12 protein-coding genes and 2 pseudogenes are annotated in these 19,351 nt (G+C 74.7%); 2 read left to right on the top strand and 12 right to left on the bottom strand.

The features are described from left to right. Positions 1-17: 17 nt before the first annotated feature. From ACQYWQ_RS28815 to cbiE, 4 genes are all read right to left on the bottom strand, one after another. On the bottom strand, positions 18-3,119 hold the full coding sequence (locus tag ACQYWQ_RS28815; protein WP_431038731.1) for an FG-GAP-like repeat-containing protein: 3,102 nt from the start codon (positions 3,117-3,119) through the stop codon (positions 18-20). Between the two features lie 104 nt (positions 3,120-3,223). Beyond that, positions 3,224-4,030: a cobalt-precorrin-6A reductase gene (locus tag ACQYWQ_RS28810; protein ID WP_431039394.1), complete on the bottom strand. Its 807-nt coding sequence runs from the start codon at positions 4,028-4,030 to the stop codon at positions 3,224-3,226. 61 nt (positions 4,031-4,091) lie between these two features. Then, complete coding sequence (gene cobM, locus ACQYWQ_RS28805; protein ID WP_431038730.1) at positions 4,092-4,841, bottom strand: precorrin-4 C(11)-methyltransferase; 750 nt, start codon at positions 4,839-4,841, stop codon at positions 4,092-4,094. Next, entirely contained in the window at positions 4,838-6,109 is a 1,272-nt protein-coding gene (gene cbiE, locus ACQYWQ_RS28800) for a precorrin-6y C5,15-methyltransferase (decarboxylating) subunit CbiE (protein WP_431038729.1), read from the bottom strand. Before cbiE ends, cobM begins: the two co-directional genes overlap by 4 nt. Positions 6,110-6,231: 122 nt before the next feature. On the opposite strand from cbiE, the pseudogene ACQYWQ_RS28795 reads away from it, so the two are divergent. Further along, positions 6,232-6,960, top strand: a pseudogene (locus tag ACQYWQ_RS28795) (hypothetical protein); the annotation flags it as partial. On the opposite strand, the pseudogene ACQYWQ_RS28790 reads toward ACQYWQ_RS28795, so the two are convergent. After that, a pseudogene (locus ACQYWQ_RS28790) lies at positions 6,935-8,015 on the bottom strand (YncE family protein). The pseudogenes ACQYWQ_RS28795 and ACQYWQ_RS28790 overlap by 26 nt on opposite strands. Before the next feature lie 252 nt (positions 8,016-8,267). On the opposite strand from ACQYWQ_RS28790, the gene fes reads away from it, so the two are divergent. Beyond that, on the top strand, positions 8,268-9,596 hold the full coding sequence (gene fes / locus ACQYWQ_RS28785) for an enterochelin esterase (RefSeq protein ID WP_431038728.1): 1,329 nt from the start codon (positions 8,268-8,270) through the stop codon (positions 9,594-9,596). 23 nt (positions 9,597-9,619) lie between these two features. Here fes and ACQYWQ_RS28780 read toward each other — a convergent pair whose 3' ends face one another. The 7 genes from ACQYWQ_RS28780 to ACQYWQ_RS28750 form a co-directional block, all read right to left on the bottom strand. Then, complete coding sequence (locus ACQYWQ_RS28780) at positions 9,620-13,525, bottom strand: amino acid adenylation domain-containing protein (protein WP_431038727.1); 3,906 nt, start codon at positions 13,523-13,525, stop codon at positions 9,620-9,622. Then, entirely contained in the window at positions 13,522-13,758 is a 237-nt protein-coding gene (locus tag ACQYWQ_RS28775; protein ID WP_431038726.1) for a phosphopantetheine-binding protein, read from the bottom strand. Before ACQYWQ_RS28775 ends, ACQYWQ_RS28780 begins: the two co-directional genes overlap by 4 nt. Beyond that, positions 13,758-14,390: an isochorismatase family protein gene (locus tag ACQYWQ_RS28770; RefSeq protein WP_431038725.1), complete on the bottom strand. Its 633-nt coding sequence runs from the start codon at positions 14,388-14,390 to the stop codon at positions 13,758-13,760. The genes ACQYWQ_RS28775 and ACQYWQ_RS28770 overlap by 1 nt, the downstream gene beginning before the upstream one ends. 46 nt (positions 14,391-14,436) lie before the next feature. Beyond that, a complete protein-coding gene (locus ACQYWQ_RS28765; protein ID WP_431038724.1) occupies positions 14,437-16,110 on the bottom strand; it encodes a (2,3-dihydroxybenzoyl)adenylate synthase in 1,674 nt (557 codons plus the stop codon). After that, positions 16,107-17,327, bottom strand: a complete 1,221-nt coding sequence (locus tag ACQYWQ_RS28760; RefSeq protein WP_431038723.1) for an isochorismate synthase — start codon at positions 17,325-17,327, stop codon at positions 16,107-16,109. The genes ACQYWQ_RS28765 and ACQYWQ_RS28760 overlap by 4 nt, the downstream gene beginning before the upstream one ends. A 126-nt stretch (positions 17,328-17,453) precedes the next feature. Continuing rightward, positions 17,454-18,242, bottom strand: coding sequence for a 2,3-dihydro-2,3-dihydroxybenzoate dehydrogenase (locus tag ACQYWQ_RS28755; RefSeq protein ID WP_431038722.1), 789 nt, complete (start codon positions 18,240-18,242; stop codon positions 17,454-17,456). Further along, the gene (locus ACQYWQ_RS28750) at positions 18,239-19,228 is read right to left on the bottom strand and encodes an ABC transporter substrate-binding protein (RefSeq protein ID WP_431038721.1); all 990 of its coding nucleotides are present in this window, start codon (positions 19,226-19,228) and stop codon (positions 18,239-18,241) included. The genes ACQYWQ_RS28755 and ACQYWQ_RS28750 overlap by 4 nt, the downstream gene beginning before the upstream one ends. Between the last annotated feature and the right edge of the window lie 123 nt (positions 19,229-19,351).

Here is a 19,351-nt window from a genome sequence, read left to right as displayed (position 1 = left end):
CGTGCCGTGCCGTGCCGTCAGCGGACCTGCTTGTAGACGCTCCAGCCGGTGTCGAGCGCCTTGCGCGCGGAGGCGAAACCCCCCTTGCCGTCGCCGGTGTTGTACCAGAGCTTGCCCGCCGCGTCGCGCTCCACGAGGTCGGGGAGGCCGTCGCCCGTGAGGTCCCCCGCGCCGACGATGTCGGTGTAGCTGCCGCCCCAGTTTCCGAAGATCTTGGCGCGGGCGGCGAAGGTCCCGTCGCCCTTGCCGTTGAAGCGGTAGAGCGTGCCGTCCTTGTCGCGCGCGACGAGGTCCCCGTTGCCGTCCCCGTCGAGGTCTCCCGCGCCGACGATGTGCGTGTACGACTTCCAGTTGGTGGCGAGCTTCTTCTCCGCGGAGAGCTTGCCGTCCTTGGTCCCGTAGAAGGCGTACACGTCGCCGTTGTCGGAGCGGCGGGCGACGAGGTCGGGAAGGCCGTCCTTGTTGAGGTCGCCGGGGTGTGTGAGCGTGTCGTAGACGTTCCAGCCGGTGCCGACGACGACCTTGTCGGCGCCCGGCAGGATCGGCCCGCTGCCGTTGCCGCCGTAGCGGTAGGCCTTGCCACTCTGGTCCCGCACGATCAGGTCGTTGCCGCCCTCGCCGAGCGCGTCGCCGAAGGGGACGAAGGTCGAGGTGGTGGGCCAGCCGGAGGCCGTCCTCTTGGTGTGGTCGGCGCCGTCGAAGGTGTGGGCGGTGAGCTGGCCCTTGCTGTTGAGGGTGAGGACCTGGCCCCCGGCGTCGTGGAAGACGCTGTGGAAGGCGGCCGCGCCGTAGGCGGTCTCGGTGGTGCCGCTGACGAGACTCCGGTAGTCGCTGTCGCCGACGCCCTTGGCCCGCAGGACGTAGGTGTACTTCCCGTTGACGGCCTTCTTGCCGTTGACGAGGCCGTTCCAGGAGGCGGTGATCTGGGTGCCGGTGCGGCTCGTGCCCTCGTCGGTGGCGACGATCTTGTTCCAGGCGTCGCGGATCTCCAGACGCCAGGCGGTCGCGGGGCGGGTGAGCTGCCACGTGCCCGTCCACGTGTTGCCGTTGAGCAGGGAGTAGTACGTGCCGGTGGTGACCGACTCGGCGTTGGCGATCGGCGAGGGCGGGACGCTCACCCGGCGGACGTGGACGTTGTGCCGGGCGTCGGTGTAGGCGAAGCCGCCGCCGAGCGGGTCGACGGTCCAGCCGACCCCGGCGCGCAGGGTGTTCGGGACCTCGGCGACGGTGCTCGTGGTCGCGGCGTGGCCGCCGCCCGAGTGGAAGTCGGTGAGTTGGAGGTCCTTGCCGGTGTAACGCACGAGGAAGCCGTCGCCGATGCGGGCGTCGCCGCTCGCGGGGACGGTGATGTTCTTCTTCGTGGTCTGGTCGTAGACGCCGGCCGTGCCGCCCGTGGTCCAGTAGATCCAGCGGCCGACGACCTGGATGGCGTTGGGGCGTGTGCCCGAGCCGAGGTCGACGACGGCGGAGGTCTTCTTCGTCTTCAGGTCGTAGGAGACGACACCGCCCTTGGTGTCGGCCGTCATCCAGACCTTGTTGCTCCACACGGCGGCGGCGCGCGCGTCGAAGCTGTGGACGACCGCGTTCGCCTCGGCGTCGCCCACGTGGTACTGCCCGGTCTCCTTCTCCTTCATGAGGACCCAGCGCCCGAAGGCGTCGGTGACGGTGACGTCCTTGCCGGCCCTGAGCGCCTTGAAGGTGTTGGACGAGGTCGGCAGGATCGCCTCTTCGCCGTAGTCGTAGGCGACCCGCCCCGTGCTCGTCCCGAAGAGCGCGTAGCAGTCGGTGCCGCAGGAGTTGCTGACACCGCCGTACACCGGCATGCCCAGGCGGCTCTGCGGGCCGCTCGTCGCGAGGGCGCCGCTTGTCGTGAGGTCCTGCTGCACGAGCTGCGGCAGGTTGGTGTTCGGGTCGCGCTCGACGAGGCTGAGCCGGCCACCGGCGAGCGCCATGCCCTGGTAGGGCCGGCTGTCCTGCGGCAGGGCCTTGACGACGCGTGTGGTGAGGTCGCCCGACGCGTCCAGGCCGACGCGGCGTACCGCCCAGTCGGCCACCGTGTCGCCGCTCGCGACGAGGAGGCCGCCTTCGGGGGTCGCGGCGTACTGCGGGTTGGCGTGCGCGGCGAGGGTGACGGTGCCCTTGCCGGTGAGGCTCGTGGCCACGAGGGCCTGGCCCGCGCCGAGCCCGGTGGTGTCCTTGTGGGCGAGGACGAGCCAGTCACCGACGACGACGGGGACGCCGGAGTAGGTGGTGGTGCCCGCGGTGGGGGCGGGCAGCCCGATCTTGCGGGCGGGCTCCTCGGGGTGCTGGAGGTCGGTGACGTAGGCGAATTCGAGGCCGGAGCGGTAGGAGCTGACCCAGCGCGGAGAGAGCGAGACCGAGGTGGGTACCGGTTCCCCGTTGGTGAGGATCTGGGTGACCGTGCCCTTGGTCCAGTCGAGCACGGCGGCGCCCGCCTCGGTGCCCCCGCGCAGGAAGTACAGGTATGCCTGCGTCCCGCGCGTGGCCCTGACCTGGGCGGAGGCTCCCGCGGGGAGCTGCTCGTCGAGGAGCCTGTCGGTGTAGGTGCCGTCGGCCGCGAGGTCGAGGATGTGGAGCAGGCGGGCGCCGGTGGCTTCCTGGGTGAGGATGTGGTCGGCGTTGAATCCGGCGGCGACCGGGGACTGGCCCTCGGGCAGCACGATGGTGCGCGTGGTGCCGTTCGCCGGGTCGAAGAGGTCCACACTGCCGGGGTGACCGGGGGAACTCGCGTGGATGGTTCCAGCCACGGCCTCGTTGAGCACGCTGAGGCCGGAGACGTAGGTCTGCTCGCCCGTCTCCGCGTCGTGGTAGTGGCGCTCTCCGCCGCTCCCCCGCCGGTCGATCCAGCCCGTGGCCCCTGCCGAGATGATCTGGTCGTCGGCGGCCCTGGTGGGCGGCTTCGCGGGGACGACGAGTTCACCGGCCTCGGCCTGCTGCTCGGCGGCCGCGGCGGCGGGCGTCGCCGTCAGCGCGGGTACCCCGACCGCGAGGACGCTGCCGCTGAGCGCGAGCGTCGCCGCCGAGGCGAGCTTGCCGCCCGGGCGCAGCGGCGGCTTGCGGTGGCGTCCGGCGGGACGGATGTGGTCATGGCTTGTCACGGTGGAACCCCCCACGGGTCGAGTGCGGGGGCGCTTGGCCGCGGCCCGTGCCGCCCTTCGCCGTCCCCCGGTCCCCGGGTCTCCCCGGACCCGGTGGAGGGACTCTACAACTGGGTGATCAAGGGGGTGACGGTGGGGGACCTGTGCAGATCCTGCGACCGGGCCGGCCCGGCGAGCCCCGCCAGCCACTCCAGCGCCCCCGTGGGGTCCGCGGCCTCCGGCACTCCTCGCGGTACGGGCGGCCTGCGGACCACCACGACCGGGACGCCCGCCTCGCGCGCCGCGGTGAGTTTCGGCGCCGTGGCCGCTCCCCCGCTGTCCTTCGTGACGAGGACGTCGACCTGGTGGCGTGCGAGCAGGGCGCGTTCGCCTTCGAGGGTGAAGGGGCCGCGGTCCAGGAGGACTTCGGTACGGGTGGGAAGCGGCGGTTCGGGCGGGTCGACCGCGCGCACGAGGAACCACAGCCCGGGGTGCCCGGTGAAGGCGGCGAGCCCGGTGCGGCCCGTCGTGAGGAAGACACGGGTGCCGAGCGCGGGCAGCAGGGATGCCGCCTCGTCGAGCGAGGCGGCGTCGTGCCAGTCGTCCCCGGGGGTGCGGGCCCAGCCGGGGCGGCGCAGCGCGAGGAGCGGGACGCCGGTCGCCGCGGCGGCTTCGGCGGCGTGGAAGCTCATCGTGGCGGCGAAGGGGTGGGTCGCGTCGACGAGCGCGGCGACGCGGTGCGTACGCAGCCAGGCCGCGAGTCCTTCCGTACCGCCGAAGCCGCCGACGCGCACGGCTCCGGGCAGGGCGCGTGGTGCGGCGACGCGGCCCGCGAGGGAGGTCGTGACGCGCCAGGGTGTGCCGGTCAGCGCCTCGGCGAGACGGCGGGCCTCGGTCGTGCCGCCGAGTACCAGGACGTGCGGGGCCTTCACGGTGTGCTCGGCGGGTGTGGCGTTCACGGGGTGGTCCGCGGGTGTGGCGTTCACGGTGTCGTCAGCACGTGTGGCGCTCGCGCGCGGGCGAGTAGAGGTGGCTGTCGCGGAACTGCTCGGCGCCGAGGGTGCGGCCGACCATGATGACGGCGGTGCGCGTGATCCCCGCGGCCTTGGTCTCGGCGGCGATCGTGCCGAGTGTGCCGCGCAGGATCAGCTCCTCGGGCCGCGAGGCGTGGGCGACGACGGCGGCGGGGCAGTCGGCGCCGTAGTGCGGGAGGAGTTCGGCGGTGACGCGGTCGACGTAGCGGGCGGCGAGGTGCAGGACGAGGAGGGCGCCGCTGCGGCCGAGCGTCGCGAGGTCCTCGCCCTCGGGCATCGGGGTCGCCTCCTGCGCGACGCGCGTGAGGACGACGGTCTGGCCGACCGTGGGCACGGTCAGTTCCCGCTTGAGCGCGGCAGCGGCGGCGGCGAAGGCGGGGACGCCGGGCACGACCTCGTACGGGATGCCGAGCGCGTCGAGGCGGCGCATCTGCTCGGCGACCGCGCTGAAGACGGCGGGGTCGCCCGAGTGCAGGCGTGCCACGTCCTGGCCGGCTTCGTGCGCGCGGGCGAACGCGGCGGTGATGGCGTCGAGATCGAGGTGCGCGGTGTCGATCAGGCGCGCGTCGGGCGGGCATTCGGCGAGGAGTTCGGCGGGGACGAGGCTGCCCGCGTACAGGCACACGGGGCAGCGGGCGAGGGTGCGCGCGCCGCGCAGCGTGATGAGGTCGGCGGCTCCGGGCCCCGCGCCGATGAAGTACACGGTCATGGCGTGTCAGCTCCGATCACAGTCTTTTCCACGAGCCACTGCGTCAGCGGCATGGCCTGGCGCCAGCCCGTGAAGCCGCCGACAGGCACGGCGTGCGCGACCGAGAGCCGCACCAGCTCGCCCCCGTAGCGCTTGCGCGCCGCGCTCAGCACGGCCTCGGACTCCAGCGTCACCGTGTTCGCCACGAGTCTGCCGCCCGCGGGCAGCGCCGCCCAGCAGGCGTCGAGCAGGCCCGGCGCGGTGAGTCCGCCGCCGATGAACACGGCGTCGGGCGTGGGCAGTCCGGTGAGCGCGGCGGGTGCCGCCCCGGTGACGACGCGGAGCCCGGGGACGCCGAGGCGGTCCGCGTTCTCGGTGATGCGCGCGGCACGCACGGGGTCGCGCTCGACGCTGAACGCGCGGCAGGAGGGGTGCGTGCGCAACCACTCGATCGCGATCGATCCCGAGCCGCCGCCGACGTCCCAGAGCACTTCGCCGGGCGCGGGCGCGAGGGCGGCCAGGGTCACGGCGCGCGGGTAGCGCTTGGTGAGCTGCCCGTCATGCGCGTAGGCCTCGTCGGGCAGCCCCGGCACGGCCCCGACGCGCGCGGCGCCGGGCGCACGGCGGCACTCGACGGCGACGATGTGCAGGGGGTCGGCGGGCGGCGCGTCCCACTCCTCGGCGGGGGCCTCGGGGCTCGTGCGTTCCCGGGGTCCGCCGAGTTGTTCGAGCACCCGCATCCGGCTGGGCCCGAAGCCGCGCGCGCGCAGCAGCGCGGCGACCTCGGCGGGGGTGCCGGGTCCCGCGCCGAGGACGAGGAGGCGGCGGCGGGGGTGGAGCACGGCGGCGATACGGGCGAGGGGGCGGCCCACGACGGAGACGACGTCCACGTCCTCGCGGGCCCAGCCGAGCCGGGCGCACGCGTAGGCGACGGAGGAGGGGTGCGGCAGGACGCGGACGGCCTCGGGGCCGAGGAGTTCGGTGAGGGTGCGGCCGATCCCGTAGAACATCGGGTCGCCGCTCGCGAGGACGACGCGCGCACGGCCCGCGTGCGCGGCGAGCAGCCCGGGCAGCGCGGGGCGCAGCGGCGAGGGCCAGGCGACGCGCGCGGCGGCGCACTCGGAGGGCAGCAGGGCGAGTTGGCGCGGCCCGCCGAAGACCACGTCGGCCGCGCGCAGGACGGCGCGGGACGCCTCGGGGACGCCGGGCCAGCCCTCGGCGCCGATGCCGACGACGGTGACGGGCGTGTCGGCGGCGTCCTGCGGGGTGGGGGCGGGCGCTGCGGTCACGTGCGGGGTCCTCGGGCTCGGGTCGGGGCGGGTGCCCGCCCAGCCTACGGGGGTGTGACCTGCGGGGGCGTGCCGGGTCGTGGGCTTGTCGCACACTGCGCGCCACAACACGTCATGCGTGGGCGTACGGGCTCGGCGTGCCGCTGTACGGGGTGCGCCACCTCGCGGGGCACGTCGCGGCGGACACGCTGGCGCACGGACCGCTGCCCTCGCCCTGTGTCGTGCTGACCGTCTCGGGCGGGCACACCTCGCTGCTGCTCGTACGGGACCTGGCGCGCGAGCCGGTCACACACCTCGGGGACACCCTCGACGACGCGGCGGGCGAGTGCTTCGACGAGGTCGCGCGGGTCTTCGGGCCGCCGTACCCGGGCGGTCCCGCGATCGACCGCGCGGCGCGCGGGGGCGCTCCGGGCGCGGTGGTGTTCCTCCGGCCGCTGCCGGACGGGTAGGACTTCTCGTTCCCGGGGCTCACGACGGCGGCAGCGCGCCGGGCCGGGCGGCACGCGGGCGGGGTGCTTCCTGTCGCCGACGGCGCGGCGGCGCTTCAGGAGGCTGTCGCCGACAGCGCGGCGGCGCTTCAGGAGGCTGTCGCGGACACGCTGACGCGCAAGGCGGTCGCCGCCCGCGCGGAGGTACGGCGTGGGCACGCTCGTCGTGGTCGGCGGTGTCGCGGCGAACCCGCGGGTGCGCGCGGGAGCGGCGCCCGCCGCTCGACGTCCGCGTCGCCCCTTCGGCGCCCGCTGGAGTACGCGGCGCCGTATCCGGCGGGGAGGGGCCGGGCCGCCGAAGTGCCCCGGGGAGCGGCCGGGGCACTTCGGCCCGGCCTCAGCGGCCGAGGCGGATGCGGGTGAGCGTGTCCTTGCCGTCCGCGGCGCCGGACTTGTCGACGACGTAGGCGTAACCGCCCTTGATCTCGACGTGGTTGGGGTTGGCGTTGACCGCGACGGTGTCGACGACCTTGCCCTGGCGGGGGTTCACGACCGAGACCGTCGCCGCGGTGCGGTTGGCGACGAGGACGTGGCCCGTGCGGGTGTCGGTGGCGACCGAGAGGGGGCCGTCGCCGGTCGGTACGGAGGTGGTCACCGCGCCCTTGCGCAGGTCGACCACGGAGACGTCGCCGCCGGTCTGGTTGGCGGTGTACGCGGTGCGGCCGTCCTTGGACAGGCTCACCGAGATCGGTCCCTCGCCCACGGGGATGAAACGGGGCTTCGCGGAGCCGCGATCGACCTCGATGATGCGGTCGTTGCTGAGGTCCGTCGCGTACAGGGCGCCGGTGCGCTCGTTGACGGCGAGCCCGGCCGGGCCCGCGCCCTCGACGGTGACGCGCTTCTTCTCCTTGAACGTCTTGGTATCGATGCCCACGAGGGTGCCGGCGGCGTTGCCGCTGGCCCACACGGTGTTGTGCGCCTCGTCCACGACGATCTCGCGGGCGTGGGCCACGTCGTCGACGGTCGCGAGGAGTTCGCCGGTGCGCTGGCTGTAGGCCGAGACGGAGTTGTCGCGGGTGTTGGTGGTCCACACGGTGTTGTGCTCGTCGTCCACGGCGACCCCGTAGACGGCCTGGCGGGCGCCGGTGCCGGCGTCGGTGACGGGCGGCTCGTAGGTGGCCTTGACCGCGAGGGTCACCGGGTCGACCTTGAGCAGCGCCGACTCCGTGACGGGGGGGCCGGCCCACGGCGGTCGTGGCCCACAGGACGTGGTTCCGCTCGGAGTACGCGGACTGGTAGAGGCCGGCCGCGAGCGGCGCGACGGCCGTCTTCGGCGCCTTCGGTGTCTTCGGCGTCTTCGGCGCGGGGGCGTGGCCCGTGTGCGCCTGAGCCGTGCCCGTCGCGAAGAGCGTGGCGCCGGCGGCGCAGGCGACGGTCACGGCGGCGGCGCGGCGCAGCCGGGGGACGAGAACGGACATGCGGGTCTCCTCTGGGAAGGGCGCTCCGGAGTGGGGCGCACTCTTGAAGGTTAGCTTAGGCTTACCTAAGTTCGATCAAGACGGGGGCGTGGCCCCTCTCACACAGAAAGTCCTCAACGCCCCTTCCAGTGGGGCGAGTTGAGGGCACACTCCAGGGCGCTCCATGCGGGTGCGCTCGCGAACTTAGGTTCGCCTTACTATGCTTGTTCGATCTTTACGGGTCCTCCGCACTCAGGACCGAAAGGAAGCGCCATGTTCGCCTCTCCCCCTCCCAGCGCGCTGCGGCACCCACCGCGCACCCCGCGCCCCGTTCCGGTGCCCCGCGTCGGCGGCGCGGCCCTGCCCCTGCCGGGGCCGGGGGCGGCGACGGAGGATTTCTGGGGCGAGGTGGCCCGGCGCGGCACGCCCGTCGTGGGGCCCGACCCGCAGGGCGATCCGGGGCACAGGGCCGTGACCTTCCTGTGGCGCGGGGGCCCGGGTACCCGCGCGGTGCAGGCCGTGCCCAATAAGCTCGCCGATCCCCGCGATCCGCGCGCCACGCTCATGGAGCGGGTCCCCGGCACCGACGTGTGGCACGTGACCCTGCGCCTCGGCGCGGACTGGCAGGGTACGTACGACCTGCTGGTCGACGAGGGCGGGGGCCCGGACCAGGACGCGCCCGAGTACGCCGCCTGGCTGCGCACCAGGCGCCGCACCGACCCCCACAATCCCCGTACGCTGCCGCGCCGCTGGGGCGGCGAGCCGCTGCACTGGGCGGCCCTGCCCCTGGCACCGGCGCAGGACGCGTGGTCGCTGCCGTGCCCCGGGGCCGAGCGCGGCACCCTGAGCGAGCACCTGGTGCCGAGCGCGCACCTCGGCGGTACGCGGCGGGTCTGGCTCTACACACCGGCGGCGACCGGGACGCCGGACAACGACCTGACGAGCGGCATCCCCCTGCTCGTCCTGCTCGACGGGGAGCACTGGGGTCCCGTACTCGGCGTCGCGGGGCTGCTCGACGGGCTGATCGCGGCCGGGCGCGTACCGCCGGTGGCCGCGCTCCTGCCGGATTCCGTCGACGCGGACACGCGGTGGGCGGAGCTGACCTGCCGCCCGGAGTACCTCGCCTTCCTCACCGAGGACCTGATCCCGTGGGCGGCCGCCCGGCTGCCGCTCACCCCCGACCCGGCGCGTACGGTGATCGCGGGCCAGAGCCTCGGCGGCCTCACCGCCGCGTGGGCCGCGCTGGCGGCCCCGCACCGCTTCGGCAACGTCCTCGCCCAGTCGGGCTCCTTCTGGTGGCCCAACGGCCCGGAGCCGGAGTGGCTGACGCGCGCGATCGCCTCCGCCCCACACCGCCCCGTCCGCTTCCGTCTCTCCTTCGGCCGCCAGGAGTGGGTCGCTCTCCCCGCGGCGCGCCGCCTGCGCGCCGCCCTCGCGCAGGCGGGGTACGCGGACGCCGAGTACCACGAGTTCGACGGCGGCCACGACTACCTGTGCTGGCGCGCGGAACTGGCCGCGGGGCTCCCGCGGTTGCTGCCGGTGCCGGGGAGCGGACGCGCCCCGGCACCGGCGACCGCAGCCGGGCCGGGCGCCTCGCGCTAGTCCGGGCCCGCCGCCCGCGCTCCTCAGTCGCCCAGCTCCTCCAGCCGTCCCCGCAGTACCCGCGCGATCGTCTCCAGTGGTCCCGCTGTCAGCAACTGCGGGTGGGTGCACGGAAGATCGTGGTTCTCGATCCTGCCGCGCACGTGCGGCAGCCAGGCCGTGTGGTGCAGCCAGTGCTGGGCGCGCGGGGTCGCCGCCGTGAAGAAGAGGACGTCCCCTTCGTAGGCGCGGAGGTGGGTGTGGGCGCGCATCAGGCGGGCGTGATTGGGGACGACGTCGACGATGCGGGCGAGGGTGTCGTCGGCGAGACCGGCGAGCGGGCTGCCCGCTCGCGCCAGCGTCGCCATGACGTCCTCCCTCGTGCGTTCCCCCGTGCGCGCGAAGCCCGCCATGCGGAGCACGGCGGTCAGCGCGTCGCCCTCCTCGGGGGCCGGGTTGTCGCGCCACTGCTCGGCGGGGAAGGCGTCGAGGAGCGCGAGCAGGTCGACCTTCTCACCCGCCTCCTGGAGGAGCGTGGCGACCGTGTGCGCGAGCACGCCGCCGACGGACCAGCCGATGAGGCGGTACGGGCCGTGGGGCTGGAGGGCGCGGATCTCGCGTACGTAGTCGGCGGCCTCCTCCTCCAGGCTCGCCGGGAGCGGGGCGGGCCCGTCGAGACCGCGTGCCTGGACGCCGTAGAGGCGCTGTTCCTGGCCGAGCAGTGTGGCGAGGGCCGCGTAGCACCAGGCGAGTCCCCCCGCGGGGTGGATCGCGAAGAGCGCGGGGCCCTCGCCGCTCGTGCGCAGCGGGAGCACCGTGGAGAGCGCCGCGTGCGCGAGGGGTCCCTCGGCGGTGAGGCGGGCGGCGAGCGCCGCGGGGGTGGGGGACTCGAAGAGGCTGCCGAGTGTCGGTGCGACGCCGAGCGCGTCCCGTATCCGCCCGACGAGCCGCACCGCGAGGAGCGAGGAGCCGCCGAGGTCGAAGAAGGCGTCGTCGGGACCGGCGCCGGGGACGCCGAGGACCTCGCGGAAGAGCCGGACCAGGGTCTCCTCCGTCGCGCTCGCCGGTGCGCGTTCGCGTCCCGTGCCGGTGAAGACGGGGGCGGGCAGCGCCTTGCGGTCGAGCTTGCCCGCCGGGCCGAGCGGGAAGGCGTCGAGGCGGATGACGGCGGCGGGCACCATGTGCGCGGGCAGCGTGCGCGCGAGCGCGCCCCGGAGTTCCGCCGGGTCCGCCTCCCCCGTCACGTACCCGATGAGCCGCTGGTCCCCCGGGGTGTCCTCGCGCACGAGCGCGCACGCCCCTTCGACGCCGGGCTGGGCGCTCAACGCGGCCTCGATCTCGCCGGGTTCGATGCGCTGGCCGCGCAGCTTCACCTGGTGATCGGTGCGGCCCAGGTAGCGGACCTCGCCCCGGGGCGTCCACTGCGCGAGGTCGCCGGTGCGGTACATGCGGGTGCCGGGCGGCCCGAAGGGGTCGACGGGGAAGCGCTCCGCGGTGAGTTCGGGGCGCGCGAGGTAGCCGTCCGCCACCTGGCGGCCCGCGAGGTGGAGTTCGCCGGGCACTCCGGGCGGGCAGGGCTGTCCGGCGGCGTCGAGTACGTACAGGCGCGTGTTCCACACGGGGCGGCCGATCGGCACGGGTCCCGTGTCCCCCGGGACACAGGTGTGGTGCGTGACGTCGACGGCCGCCTCGGTCGGCCCGTACAGGTTGTGCAGGCGGGCCCCCGGCAGGACACGCGCGAAGGCGTCGGCCGACTCGCGCGAGAGCGCCTCGCCGCTCGCGAAGACGTCCCGCAGGCTCAGGCACCGCGCGGGTTCCCCGTCGGCGAGGAAGGCCCGGAGCATCGACGGTACGAAGTGGCAGACGTTGATGGCGTGTTGGGTGATCAGCTCACCGATACGGCGCGGGTCCCTGTGCGCCCCCGGTTCGGCGAGGACGAGGGTCGCGCCTTCGCGCAGCGGCCAGAAGAACTCCCACACGGACACGTCGAAGGAGGAGGGTGTCTTCTGGAGCACGCGGTCGCCCGGCGCGAGCGGGTACGTGCCCTGCATCCACCGCAGCCGGTTGTCGATCGCGGCGTGCGACACGACGACGCCCTTGGGGCGGCCCGTCGACCCCGAGGTGTAGAGGACGTAGGCGGGGTGGCGCCGGGTGAGGGCGCGGGGCGGGTCGCACGCGGGGTGGGCCCGCGTGTCGAGCGTGTCGAGGGGCAGTACGGGGACGGGGGCGTCCTGGGACAGTCGTCCCTCCGTGTCGGTGAGCGCGCACACGGGGGCCGCGTCGGCGAGCATGAACTCCAGCCGTTCGGCCGGGTAGTCGGGGTCGAGCGGGAGGTAGGCGGCGCCTGTCTTGAGTACGGCGAGGAGGGCGACGACGAGTTCCGGCGAGCGCGGGAGCGAGACGGCGACGGTGGCACCCGGGCGGGCGCCGACGCGCACGAGGTGGTGGGCCAGACGGTTGGCGCGCGCGGTCAGTTCCGCGTACGAGAGGACGGTGTCACCGAGGACGAGAGCGGGCGCGTCGGGGGTGTGCGCGGCCCGCGCCTCGATCGGGCCGATGAGTGTCGTGGGCGGCAGTGCGCGGTCGGTGGCGTTGAACTCTTCGAGGACGAGCCGGAGTTCTTCGTCGGTCGCGAGGGGGTGCCGTGCGGTGGGTGCCGCGGGGTCGCTCGTGGCGAGGCGGTGCAGGAGGGTGAGGAAGCGGTCCTGGTGGGCCGCGAGCGCGGTCGCGTCGTGGAGGGCGGGGTTGGCGTCGTGGTCGATGCGCAGTCCGCGCCCGTCGGCGCGGTCGTAGATGTGCACGCTGAGGTCGTCGACGGGACCGGCCGAGAGGTTCTCGGCGCGGGCGGGGGCCCCGGCGAAGCTCGCGCCGTAGTCGAAGGGCATGACGTTGACGAGCGGTCCGGTCAGCGCGCGGCCCCCGCCGAGCAGCCCGAGGTCGCGGCGCAGGTCCTCGTACCGGTAGCGCTGGTGGCGGCGCGCCTCGCGCACGCCGGTCACGACACGCCGTACGAGCCGCGCGAAGCTCTCGGCCGGGTCGACGCGCAGCCGCAGCGGCACGATGTTCATGACCATGCCGGGGACGCGCAGCGCCGCCGAGCCGAGCCGCCCCATGAGGGGCAGCCCGAGGACGACGTCCTCGCGCGCGGTGGTGCGCGAGACGTGGAGCGCCTGCGCGGCGAGGAGGACGTCGGGCCACGTGGCCTTGAGCTCGCGGGCGAGGGCGCGCAGGCGCCGTGTGTCCTCGGGCGTGAGGTGGGCGGTGCGGCGCAGGAAGGTGCGCGAGGGGAGCGCGGAGCGACCGGCGAGGAGGGGGGCGTCGGGGCGGTCGGCGAAGGCGTTGTTCCAGTACGCGCGGTCGGTGTCCCTGTCGGGTCCCGTGCGGTACTCCTCGTCGAGCGCGAGGAGTTCGGCGAGGGTGCCGAAGGTGCGCGGGGGCGGTTCCTCGCCGGCCGCGAGCGCCGAGTACACCTCGGCGGTGCGGCGGACGAGGAGCGAGTAGCCGTAGCCGTCCATGACGAGGTGGTGCACGCACTGGTACCACAGCCAGCGCTCCTCGCCGACGCGGAGCAGGGCGTGCCGGAAGAGCGGCCCGGTGGCGAGGTCGAAGGGCTCGGCGAGGTCGGCGCGCAGCAGAGCGCGGGCCGCCTCCTCGCCGCCTTCGTCGCGGACATCCCGTACGAGCAGCGGTGGTTCGACCTCGGGGGCGAGGTGCTGCCGGGGTCCTTCGGGGGTCTCGGTGAACCGCAGGCGGAGGCTGTCGGCCTCGGCCGTGACCCGGCGCAGCGCGGCGCGGAAGACCTCCGGGTCGACGGGGCCGTCGATCGCCAGGCACTCGGCGGTGTTCTGGGCGGGGCTCGCGGGGTCGAGCGCCTGGGCGTAGTACATGCCGGTCTGGGCGGCGCTGAGCGGGAGCGGGGCGGTGGCCGTGGCGGCGGTCGTGAGGGTCACCGTGCCCCCAGGAGGTCCGCCCAGACGGCGATGACGGGGGTCTCGGCGAGGTCGGCGAAGCCCACGTCGATTGTGTGTTCGCGTCGCCAGCCCTCCAGGAGGCTCATGAGGCGCACGGAGTCGAGGCCGTGGTCGAGAAGGTTCTCGTCGAGGGGGATGTCGGCCGGGTCCTCGCCGAGCGCGTCGGCGACGTCGGCCCGTATCGCTTCGGGCGTGAGGGTGGGGTGCGGCATCAGAATTCCTTCAGCAGTTCGGCGGTGGGGACGACGCGGGCGCAGCGGCCCGCCGCCCAGCGCAGCGCCATGTCGTGGTCCTCGCGCGAGAAGTCGGCGACGGCGTCGGCCGCGACGAAGGCGCGCAGGTCCCTGGACCAGGCGTCGGCGGCCGTCATGAGGACGCCGATGTGGGCGTAGACGCCGGTGACGACGAGCTGGTCGCGCCCGGCGGCACGCAGGCGTTCCTCCAGGTCGGTACGGGCGAAGGCGCTGTACTTCCACTTGGTGAGGCGGATGTCGTCCCCGGCGGGGGCGACCTGCTCGGGGCTGCCGTGCGCGGCGGGGTCGGCGGGGACCCCGGGACCCCAGAAGTCGAGCTGGAGGCCGCGCTGCGCGGGGGTCTGGCCACCGCGCTGGGCGGTGTGGACGACGGGCATCCCGGCGGCGCGCGCGGCGTCGATGAGCCGGGCGGTGCGGTCGATGAGGCCGGTGAGGGGTTCGGTCCCCGCGGGGAAGCAGCGCAGGAAGTGGTGTTGCAGGTCGTGCACGAGGAGCGCGGCGCGCGCGGGGTCGAGGCGCCAGTCGACGCGGTTGGGGGGCAGCTCGGCGGGGGTGGGGTGGGGGTAGGTGACGGCGGTGGGGAGGGACATGGGGGCCTTTCGGGTGGGGGGCTTCGCATCGGGTCCTGGGCGCTGTTCAGCCCCGCCCCTCGTCCGCCTCCGCCCGCTGTCCGTTCTTGCTCACCTTTCCGATCCCCGTCTGCGGGAAGGTGTCCACGAAGGCGAGCCGGTCGGGCACCTTGAACGCTGCGAGCCCCGATTCCCTTACGTACCGCTTGAGTTCGGCGGCCCGTGGCACCTCGGCGCCCGCGCGCGGGATGACATACGCGAGGGAACGCTCGCCGAGGTAGTCGTCGGGCACGCCGATGACGGAGGCGTCGAGCACGGCGGGGTGGCCGAGGAGGACGTTCTCGACCTCCTCGGGCGCGAACTTCTCACCGCCCCGGTTGATCTGGTCCTTCGCGCGGCCCTCGACGACGAGGTGCCCGCTCGGCAGCCGCCGTACGAGGTCGCCGGTGCGGTACCAGCCCTCGGCGTCGAAGACGCGCGCGTTGTGCTCGGGCGCGCGCCAGTAGCCGCGAATCGTGTACGGGCCGCGGGTGAGCAGGTGACCGACCGTGCCGTCGGGGACGTCGTGCCCGGCGTCGTCCACGACCCGTATCTCGTCGTCGGGCGAGATGGGGCGGCCCTGGGTCGTGAGCACGGTCTTAGGGTCGTCGTCCAGGCGCGTGTAGTTGACGAGCCCTTCCGCCATCCCGAAGACCTGCGTGAGGCGCGCGCCGAGCGCAGGTTCGAGGCGCCGCGCCGCCTGTTCGCCGAACTTCGCGCCGCCGACGAGGACCAGGCCGAGGCTCGTGAGGTCGTGCGGGGTCGAGGCGGCCGCCTCGGTCCACACGAGCGCGAGCGGCGGCACCATGCCCGTCATCGTGATCCGTTCCCGCGCGACGAGCGGGAACGCCGTCCCCGGGTCGGGCGCCGGGCACAGCACGACGGTGCCGCCGGCGAGCAGCACGCCGAGCCAGCCGGGGCTGCTCATCGGGAAGTTGTGGGCGGCGGGGAGCACGACGAGGAAGCGCGTGTCGGCGTCGACACCGCAGATCTCGTTGGAGCCGCGCAGCGAGTAGGCGTAGTCGTCGTGCGTGCGCGGGATGAGTTTGGGGACACCCGTGGTGCCGCCGGAGAGCTGGAGGAAGGCGAGTTCGCTCGCGTCGGGGCCCGGGGGGAGGTCCGCGGGGTCGCCCGTGACGTGGCGCAGCGCGGTGTGCTCGCCGGGGTCGCCCACGACGAGGACGTGGCGCAGCCCGGGGTGCCGGGCACGCATCCGGGTGGCGAGCGCGCGGTGGTCGAAGCCCGCGTGGTGGTCGGGGACGACGTAGGCGACGGCCTCGCTGAGCGCGCAGAAGTGGTCGATCTCGCGCTCGCGGTGGGCGGGGAGCGCGTAGACGGGCAGGGCGCCGACGCGGAAGAGCGCGAAGACCGTCTCGATGAACTCGCCGATGTTGGGGAGCTGGACGACGACACGGTCGCCCTTGCGGATGCCGAGGCCGACGAGACCGGCGGCGAGCGTGTCCGCGCGGGCGTCGAGTTCCGCGTACGTCCAGGTGCGGCGCTCGGGCGCGGGGTCGACGAGCGCGAGGCGCCCGGGGTGTGCGGCGGCGCGGGCGCGGAGCATGTCGCCGAAGGACTCGCCGCGCCAGTACCCGGCGGCGCGGTAGCGGGCGGCGGTCGCGGCGGGCCAGGTCGGCGAGTCGACACCGGGCGTGGTGGCGCACGGCGCGCTCGCGCGGGCGGGGGAGGACGAGGTGGTCACAGGGCTGCTCCGACGGCGTCGAGGAAGGTACGGAACTTGGCGGCGGTCTCTGCGGCCTCGGCCTCACCCGTCGAGGCGGCGACGACCCCGGCCCCGGCGAAGAGACGCAGCGTGTCCCCCTCCGCCTCGGCGCAGCGCAGCGTCACGACCCATTCGCCGTCCCCGTCCGCGTCCTGCCAGCCGACCATGCCGGTGTAGGCGCCGCGGTCGAAGGGCTCGCTCGCCGCGATGACCTCGCGCGCGGTCGCGGTGGGGGTCCCGCACACGGCGGGGGTGGGGTGGAGGGCCTGGGCGAGGTCGAGCGCGGTCGTCGCGGGGGACGCGAGGTCGCCTGTGACGGTCGTCGACAGGTGCCACATCGTGGCGGTGCGGACGAGGGTGGGGCGCGCGGGTACGTCGATGCGCGCGCAGTACGGGGCGAGTGCCTCGCGTACGGCGTCGACGACGACGGCGTGCTCGTGGAGGTCCTTCGGCGAGTCCAGGAGCGCGGCGGCGGCGCGTACGTCCTCCGCGAGGTCGGCACCGCGCGGTGCCGAGCCGGCGAGGGGGTTGGCGACGAGGCGGCCGTGCTGCCGGGCGACGAGGAGTTCGGGGCTCGCGCCGAGGAGCGTACGGCCCGGGCCGCTGGGCACGGCGAAGGCGTAGCCGTGGGGGTCGCGGCGGGCCAGACGGCCGAGCATGAGGGGCAGTTCGGGGGCGGAGCGCCCGGTGAGTTCGAGGGTACGGGCCAGGACGACCTTCGCGAACTCGCCCGCCCGCAGCCGCTCGACGGCCGCGTCGACGGCGCGCGCGTACGCCGCGGCCGAGGGGACCTCGTGCAGGTCCCAGCCGCCGGGCGCGGTGGGGGCGGGAGGTTCGAGCGCGGTGAGCGGGTCGTGCCGCAGCGCGGGGCCCCGGCGCAGTGCGGCAGGGACGGCGAGCGCGGGCGGCGCGTCGGGCAGGAAGGGGAGGCAGCCGATGACGACGGGGGCGGGGTCTCCGGCCGCGCGCCGCGCGTCGAGCGCCCCGCGGACGCGTTCGCCGACGGGGACGGCGGGGTCGTGGGGTATCTCGGCGGCGGTTCCGGTGCCGAGCAGGGTGCGCCCTGGCGTCGCGAGGAAGCGGTCGCCCGGGCGGTAGGCGTCGAGCAGCGCCGTGGCTTCGCCGGGGGTGACGGCGGGGGTGACGGCGGGGGTTTCCCGGGGACGGCTGAGGGGTGCGTGCAGCGGGACGGTCATGGGGGTGCCTCCTGGGGGTGGGGGGTGCCGCGGGGGTGGGGGGTGCCACGAGGGTGGGGCCCCGCGGGGGCGGGACGGGCCGCGCCTCGGTGCGCGAGGTCGTTTCGCCGCGCGCGGGTCCGCGTCTCACGCGCGCAGGGTCGCGCCTCCGTCCACGTACAGGTCGTGCATCGTGATGTGGCGCGCGCGCCGCGAGGCGAGGAAGGTGACGGCGTCCGCGATGTCGGCGGGCTCGGCGATACGGCCGAGGGGGATGCCGGTGCGGAAAGCCGTGGGGTCGCCTTCGAGGACGCGGCGGGCGCCCTCCTCCTGGTCCTCGCCCCACAGGGCGCGCTGCATGGCGGTGAGTGTGGAACCCGGTGAGACGGTGTTGCAGCGGATGCCGTGCGGGGCGAGTTCGAGGCCGAGGCACTTCATGTACATCACGGTCGCGGCCTTCGACGCGGCGTAGGCGGCCATTCCCGTGCGGGGGACGCCCGCCGCGTTGGACGCGACGGTGACGAGGCTGCCGCGGCCGCGCGGGGTCATACGGCGCGCGGCGGCGCGGGTGACGTGGAAGACGCCGCTCGTGTTGACGGCGAGGCTCGCGGCCCAGTCGGCGTCGGTGAGTTCGGTGACGGGGCTCGTGCGCAGGATGCCCGCGACGCACGCGACGACGTCGAGAGGGCCGAGGGTGTCCTCCGCGGCGGCGACGGCCGCTTCGGTGGCCGCGGCGTCGGTGACGTCGAGCGGGTGCGCGGTGACCGCTTCGGGGCGGCGGGCGGCGAGGGCGCTGAGCCCTTCCGCGTCGGCGTCGGTCGCGAAGACGCGCGCCCCCTCCCGTACGAAAGCCGCCACGACCGAGGCGCCGATGCCGTGCGCCGCCCCGGTGACCAAGACCGTGCGTCCTGCGAACTCGCCCTCGGCGGAACTCACTTGACCATCGCCTTCCGGATGTCCGCGAGGACGGATTCGGCGGCCCGGGCGCCGCCGAGGCTGGTCCACATGGAGCCGTCGACGACGGTCGCGTGCGTGTCCTTGACGGCCTTGAGGCCCCGGTAGGCGGGCTCGGCCTGGAGCTGCTTGAGCAGTCCGGACTCGCTCGTGGCGTCGAGGGTGCCGATGAAGAGCCAGTCGCCGTCGATCTCCTTGAGGTTCTCGTTGCTGATCGGCGTGGAGTGGCCCTCGCCCTGCTTCGCCTGGATGCCGGGGCGGGTGAAGCCGAGGTCCTTGAGGACGTCGGAGACGAAGACGCCCTGCTGCATGACGGCGGTGCCCTTGGCGGAGTACCGGGCGACCGAGATCTCGCTCCCCGCGAGCCCGCCGAGGTCCTTCTTGAGCGCGGCGACCTTCTCGTCGTACCCGGAGAGGAACTTCTCCGCCTCGTTGCTCCTGCCGAGCGCCTTGCCCGTGAGGGTGAGCGAGGACTTCCAGTCCTTGGCGTCGCCGATCGTGACGAGGGTGGGGGCGACCTTTCTGAGCTGGGCGAGGACCTGGGTGTCGGCGAGCTGTCCGGCGAGGATGACGTCGGGCTTGGCGGCGACGACCTTCTCGATGTCGGGCCCTGTCACGGTGCCGACGAGCGGGATGCCGGCGGCCTCGCCCGCGAGGTAGCCGGGGGCTCCCTTCTGGCCGCGCGCGGCGGTGAGACCGACCGGTTCGACGCCGAGGGTGAGCGCGGAGTCGAGGTCCATCTCGCTGAGGACGACGACGCGTCGCGGGTGGGCGGGGATCTTCACCGCGGCGCCGCTCGCGTCGGTGACGCTGACGGTGCCGCTGTCCGCCTTCGCCGTACCGGCCGCGTCGGAGGAGTCGTCGCCCGAACAGGCGGTCGCGGTCAGCAGACCCGCCCCGGCGAGCAGCGCCGCCAGCACGGTCGTGCGGCGGGTGGAGGAGCGGGGGGCGAAGGGAGGGTGTGACATGGAACGAGATCTCCGTGGGAGCGAGGACGAGGGACAACCGTCGCGGGGCAGGACGGGCGCAGGGCGCCGTTCCCCCTGCGTGCGGGGTGTTTTCGGGCAGCGGGCAGCCCGTCGCACCGCCCA

It is taken from the genome of Streptomyces sp. P6-2-1 (assembly GCF_050613165.1).
Taxonomy (GTDB): Bacteria; Actinomycetota; Actinomycetes; order Streptomycetales; family Streptomycetaceae; genus Streptomyces.
The sequence above is the reverse complement of the archived record's forward strand: the minus strand, read 5'-3'. Positions and strand labels throughout refer to the sequence as shown.

Coding starts and splice junctions, on each gene's coding strand:
- fes (WP_431038728.1), top strand. CDS start 8,268: ATGTTCGCCTCTCCCCCTCCCAGCGCGCTGCGGCACCCACCGCGCACC.
- ACQYWQ_RS28775 (WP_431038726.1), bottom strand. CDS start 13,758: ATGCCGCACCCCACCCTCACGCCCGAAGCGATACGGGCCGACGTCGCC.
- ACQYWQ_RS28760 (WP_431038723.1), bottom strand. CDS start 17,327: ATGACCGTCCCGCTGCACGCACCCCTCAGCCGTCCCCGGGAAACCCCC.
- ACQYWQ_RS28750 (WP_431038721.1), bottom strand. CDS start 19,228: ATGTCACACCCTCCCTTCGCCCCCCGCTCCTCCACCCGCCGCACGACC.
- ACQYWQ_RS28770 (WP_431038725.1), bottom strand. CDS start 14,390: ATGTCCCTCCCCACCGCCGTCACCTACCCCCACCCCACCCCCGCCGAG.
- cobM (WP_431038730.1), bottom strand. CDS start 4,841: ATGACCGTGTACTTCATCGGCGCGGGGCCCGGAGCCGCCGACCTCATC.